The organism is Saccharothrix deserti (assembly GCF_009769385.1).
In the GTDB taxonomy this organism is placed as follows: Bacteria; Actinomycetota; Actinomycetes; order Mycobacteriales; family Pseudonocardiaceae; genus Actinosynnema; species Actinosynnema deserti.
Genome location: NZ_VKAB01000120.1, coordinates 1 through 4,906, shown reverse-complemented (window position 1 = coordinate 4,906; position 4,906 = coordinate 1). Strand labels below are relative to the sequence as shown.

The 4,906-nt window shown below is 65.3% G+C and carries 3 protein-coding genes; all 3 read right to left on the bottom strand.

Features of this window, described 5'->3' with window-relative positions; genetic code table 11:
* Positions 1 to 1,627: 1,627 nt before the first annotated feature.
* Positions 1,628 to 2,632, bottom strand: coding sequence for a pectate lyase (locus tag FM051_RS49625; RefSeq protein ID WP_158854901.1), 1,005 nt, complete (start codon positions 2,630 to 2,632; stop codon positions 1,628 to 1,630).
* A gap of 548 nt (positions 2,633 to 3,180) precedes the next feature.
* Entirely contained in the window at positions 3,181 to 4,242 is a 1,062-nt protein-coding gene (locus tag FM051_RS49620; protein ID WP_202919527.1) for a pectate lyase family protein, read from the bottom strand.
* A gap of 194 nt (positions 4,243 to 4,436) precedes the next feature.
* Positions 4,437 to 4,906, bottom strand: a 470-nt coding sequence (locus FM051_RS49615) for a non-reducing end alpha-L-arabinofuranosidase family hydrolase (RefSeq protein WP_274383919.1), incomplete at its 5' end; no start/stop codon positions are given.

Below are 4,906 nucleotides of genomic sequence, written 5' to 3'. Positions count from 1 at the left end.
ATCATCGTCGTGCTGGTGATCGTGACCGTCGCCAGCCTGATCAAGACCAAGCACGACCCGTCGACGAAAGCCCACGCCGGCTCGCTGCGCGCCCACCACCCGACCGACCAGAGCTAGCCGTTCCGCATGTCGTCGTCCCCGACGCAAGACGATGGACCACCGCCGGCGAACCCCACGAGCCACCTCGCCCAGCGGTTTCCGAAACCGGACCCGCCGGACACCCGCGATGTCGCCGTCCAGCGGGGTGCCGATGCCCGACGGCGTCGAGCTGCTCGCGGACCGGTGGGCGCCGCGTGACGGTGGCGAGGGACTTGTGCTTGCCGACAACGTCATCCACCCAGGTCAGGCGGCGTGGTCGTACTCGTTGAGGGACGCCGCCCAACCGCTGTCGTCGGTGGATGTTGAGCCGGGTGACCCCCTGCTTGACCGGTGGCCGGTCGTGGCGGCGTGTGTAGTGGTCGGGCGTTGGCGATGCCCTACTAGGGGCCACGAGGAACGTCGTTGTCGGTGTGTGATCGCCGATCCAGGCAGGTGAAGGTGTCCTTGGGAGCTGCGGTCGCCCTTTCGGGAACGACTCCGCTGCGACAAGCAGGCCGCTTCGGCGCATCGGATGGGCTCGTGTCCTCGACCTGCCGAGAGGCCTTTCCTGCACGCGCCGTCCCGCTGCCGATACCCAATCGAAACGCCTGTTCGATCGGACCGCTCGTTCAACTCGCGGACGATGCCGGCAATGCCGCAGCCACAACCGCACCCGGTGTCGTCGCAACAGCGGCTCCAGCTCGACTTCGAACTGACGTCCGCACAAGGCCCGCTCGAACTCGCCCACCACGATCGCGTCGAACCCCCGTCCCGGCTCCTCCAAGGCGGCCAGCAGCCGGGACGCCGCCGGTCGGTTGGCCCACCTCCGACGCCGCGACACCCCGACGTCGAAGACCGCCGCCACCACGCCATGCCCCTCGATCAGCCGCCGCGCCACGTCCAACTGCCACAACCGCGACGTCCGCGGATCCTGATGCTCCCTCGTCGACATCCGCCCGTAGAACGCGAAACGGAACCCTGGATGGAGATGTGGACTCAGCGAGGTCCGGGTACGGCAGCACGCTGTCCGGCTTGCAACCACCTCTGGAGGATCGCTTGATCGTCAGGGTCTACAGAGGTCATGTGGTGATCACTCCTACGGCCAGAGAACTCAGCAGTCACGGAGACCTCCGCACTTGCTTCTCATGACCCGAGGTGACCTGAACAGCCGTCCAGGTACACGCGAACAGATCAACCACCGTGTCGCGCTCCTACCGGCATGACTTCAACAGCATCCACGGTCGGTCACCACCGGCCGTGACTGGCTTCGTCGACCAGACTGGCGAGGGCACCACGCGCGTACGGTCAACAGCAGTTCGCGATCGAACGGCCCTGCGTACCAGTCCCGTTCGGTTGTGGAGGCGCTTTCTGGCGTGCACTCGGACGGACACCACGCGAGTCACGACCTGCGGGTCGCCACGGTTGTCATACGTTTCATGGCTCTCCTTGTGACCGATGAAGCGGTGCCGGAATCAGGCCGGACTGCGTGGGTCCGAGGAGCATCGAGGTGCTGGTGTCGCCGGACGCGGACCGGGCTGTCGGCACGGCGCTACGCGGTGCCGGGATACGGCGGCGTGGGGCGAGTCATCGGCCGGGGGCGGCCGGGTGGCAGATCCATAATGGACCGACCACCCGGCCGCATTCGGAGGCGGATGATCAGGAGCGGGAGCATCCACTCCCCCGCGCCGTTGTGCTGGAACACCTTGTCCGAACCGGACTTCGCTCCGCCGCCGTCCACCAGGTACCGCGCCGACGAGTTGGACGAGCGGAACGTCGCCGCGTCCTCGCCCACGTCGTTCCACCACACGTTGCGGATCGTGCACGAACCCTCGAAGTGGATACCGTCACCCGCGGGCGCGTCGATGATCACGTTCTCGATCGTGCCGCCGTTGGCCACCACGAACATCGGGTCCTGGCTCTCACCCTGACCACCGTCACCGATGCCGTAGTACCGCTTCATCCCACCGTTGAAGTACGACCCGGTCTCACGGGTGTCGGTGATCTTCACGCTGCCGGTGTCGCTCGGCCACGGGCCGCTGCCGTCACCACCGCCCGGCTGCTGGGACGTCGTGGTGGTGGTAGTGGTCGACGTTGAGGTGCTGGTGCTGGTGCCGGTGGACGAGCCGGTGCACACCACGCCGTTGAGCTTGAACGACGACGGGACCGGGTTCGAACCCGACCAGGAGCCGTTGAAGCCCGGCGTGACCGACGCGCCCGTGGCCAGCGAGCCGTTGTAGCTCGCGTTGCGCACCGTCACCGCACTGCCGGACTGGGAGAACTCACCACCCCACAGCTGCGTCACCTTCTGCCCCGCCGAGAACGACCACTCCAACGTCCAGCCCGACACCGCGTCGCCCAGGTTGGTCACCGTCACGTTGGCGCCGAAACCGCCCTGCCACTGATTGGTCACGGTGTAGTCCACTCGGCACCCGACCGCCGCGTTGGCATTGGTGCCGACCGCCATCACCAAGCCTCCGGTCAGAGCCGCCACCGATACGGCCGCGGCAATACCGGCGGTCCGACTTCTGGTGCGCTTGCCTATGCGCAGAATCATGCGTCGCCTCCTTGCGAACAGCACTGTTGGACAACGGTCCAAACGACGCCGACCGCGGCGGACTGGCGGAATCAGCAGCGCGCGTCATATCCGGGAAGGCTCCCAGGAAGCACTGCGCAACTGCGCGGAACAGGCAACAAGATTCACGGTCATGAACAAACTGGAGCCGTCTGATTACGTAGACATCGCACTCGCCTAACAGGGAAGGCGGACAGTTGGCTACCATAATGCCCAGCTCAGCGCCATGGAATCGATCCAGGAGCCCGAAGTGCAAATTTCCGCCGACCGTCCCGGCGAGTCACAGGCATGAATAAATAGAGCCTGGCGTACTCGGTCGGCGCTGCGGGTTCGACGCGATACGCAACCGACCGACCAGCACGGCGACCTCCGCCTCGGTCGCTTTTCCAGGCCACCACAGCAGCCGGAACCACCGCGGCAACCCGAACGCGTAACTGCGGCAGGTCAGCGGGCTACGCGGCTTCGACCAGCCCGCTCAGGGCCCGCGACCGAGGTGGAGATCGAAGCCGCGATGGGACGCCGACCGTCGGTTACGGTGTCACGTCGATGACGCCGACGCCGGCGAACTGTGCGACCTGCGTTTTGGCCTCCTGTGGGCTGAGCGGGTCGTAGTCGTAGGGCACGGTGAAGTTGGTGGTCGATTCCAGGTGCTCGTGCGGGCTGTCCTCATAGGCGTTGTTCACCAGGTTCCAGTAACCGGTCTCGTCGCTGCCGTACCACCAGCCGACCGGGCCCTCGATCTGACCGTCATGGCTGTCGACGTTTCCCGAGCCGGCTCGCAGGAAGTAGTTGCCTTCCACCAGTACCCGCGCACCCATTCGGGAGTTGATCGCCGACACGGCGATGTCCTCGAAGAAGTTGTTCAACATGTGCGCATCGGAACGTCGGACGAGCGGAACGCGCGAGTTCACGTTCTGGAACCGGTTGTTCATGTACGTGATGTAGTTGCCCGTGCTGCTCAAGCTGTCGCCGCCGCCGGTCAGCATGGTCTTCCACGAGTCGTGGAGGTAGTTCCACGAGACGGTGATGTATTTCGCGCCGTCTTTGATGTCGACCAGACCGTCGTAGTGGTCCTTGTCGACGTCCGGGTACTCGTTGTAGAACTCGTTGTGGTCGATCCAGACGTTGGTGCTGTTCTTCTGGACGGTGATGCCGTCCCTCTCGCCCGTGTCGACGTGGTGGATGGACAGGTTACGGATGACGATGTTGTGGGCGCTGCGGAGGCTGAGGCCGACCCCGTCGAATTCACCCTGGTCGCCGACCCCGAGGATGGAGACGTTCTCGACGTCCTTGACGTGCATCTTGGCGTCGCTGAACTCGGACGCCCTGATGGTCTCGTCGACGTAGATGACCAGACCCTCGTTGGCGGACCGGTCGTCATGTTCCCTCAGCAGCTCGTACATGGCGTCGCCAGGACTGCCGTAGCCGCTGCCCGGCCAGTACTCGCTGAGCACGTACTCATGGACCACATCGGCCCCGAACCCGCCGGTAGTGCCGCCGTTCATCGAGGCGTACCCAACCGGCCCGGTGAACCGGTTCGGCGCGCCATGCGCCGTGTCGAGCGCGACCAACGACGCCGCGGCAGCGAGCAACCGATTACCCCAGCCGCCACACCCGATCTCACTCCTCTTTGTCGAGACATTCCTTCCTTCCTTTCTTCAACAGGACTTCTCGAAGGTGAGCGGTAGGGACCGGCGAACCATCCCGCCCTACCGCAGCAACCCCAGCGCCGGCCACTGACCCACAGCGCATGCCCCGGCAACCACCTCGGTGATCGCGGCGGCGGTCAGCAGGTGGAGTTCGTCTGCGTCAGCAGACCCAGGCGCCACGGCAGGAAGTTGTAGGCGTCGTTCGCGTTCGGGTCCTTGCCCTGGTACACGTAGCGCAGGTTGCAGGGACTGATGGTCATCGTCTGGTCGATGCCGTTGCGGATCATCTCGCCGTGGCTGATGTCCCTGGTCCACGCGGTGCCGTCGAAGGCGACGTTGTTCGACCGGGCGAAGGGGTTGGCCTCGGTGTCGGCGAGCGCGGCCCACGACCCCGTGATCGTGGGCGAGGTCCAGGACCGGAAGTAGCGCTTGCCGTCCGAGCCGATCGCCTCGTTGACCAGCAGGTAGCTGTCGCTACCCGTCACCTTGTAGACGTTGGGTGCCTCGAACAGCTTGAACTTCGTGTCCTGCAAGGCGATCACGGTGTTGGTCATCCCGTTCGGGAAGTTGGCGACCGTGGTCTCCGAGCGGTACAGGTGGCCGTTGT